Genomic DNA, 660 nt, shown 5'->3' on the forward strand with positions numbered 1-660 from the left:
CCGCACTGACGGTGGTGTTATCAAAACACTCAAATTGCAACTCAACAACGTACATGCTTACACCGCAGCCTCAATTTTGGCCAAAAACTCCACAACATTCTCTGCGAGCACTTCGCGCTTATCTGTTCCTAAACGCTCTAAAATCACATTGCCCGTTAAGTTACAAATTGAAATTACGTCCAATTCTGCATCCGTCGCTGCAATAAACACCGTCGGGTTTAGCTTTAGACGACGCTGTGTCACCAAGTGACCCAAAATGTTCTCTTGTAAACGAACAAAATCGTCATCGCTCCAAACTTGAAGCAATGTCAGAGGATTCGTCTGCCACGTTGCGTCCATATCCGCACTGTATTGAGATCCATAAAACGCTTTAATGTCTTCATGCAGCGTCAACTCAATCGCATTTTCAACGTTAGTAAAATCCGCCATCTCTTCTCGCGGGAATGCTTTCCACAATGCCGCGCCGTCACACTTCTCTTCGACACATGGAGAAACAAGATCAGCAAGCTCCTCATTGCGAGGCAATTCATTATGCTTATTTTGCCAAGCTTGTTGGTAGCGCAGGCTGAACTCTTGTAGCGCCTGAGTAACGGTTTGGGTCATGAAGGTCTCCTCATTCCTTATTTGTCAGATAGCAGAATTTGCCGGATAGCAATTAAT

1 protein-coding gene is annotated in these 660 nt (G+C 45.2%); it reads right to left on the reverse strand.

Features of this window, described 5'->3' with window-relative positions; translation table 11 throughout:
• Positions 1–57: 57 nt before the first annotated feature.
• Positions 58–603 (reverse strand): SecY-interacting protein, encoded by a 546-nt coding sequence (gene syd, locus R7P74_RS26920; protein ID WP_318123722.1) that lies wholly within the window; start codon positions 601–603, stop codon positions 58–60.
• Positions 604–660 lie beyond the last annotated feature (57 nt).

This window comes from Vibrio sp. 2033 (assembly GCF_033339735.1).

Excerpts from the sequence above, each read along its gene's own strand:
- syd (WP_318123722.1), bottom strand. The coding sequence starts at position 603 with ATGACCCAAACCGTTACTCAGGCGCTACAAGAGTTCAGCCTGCGCTAC.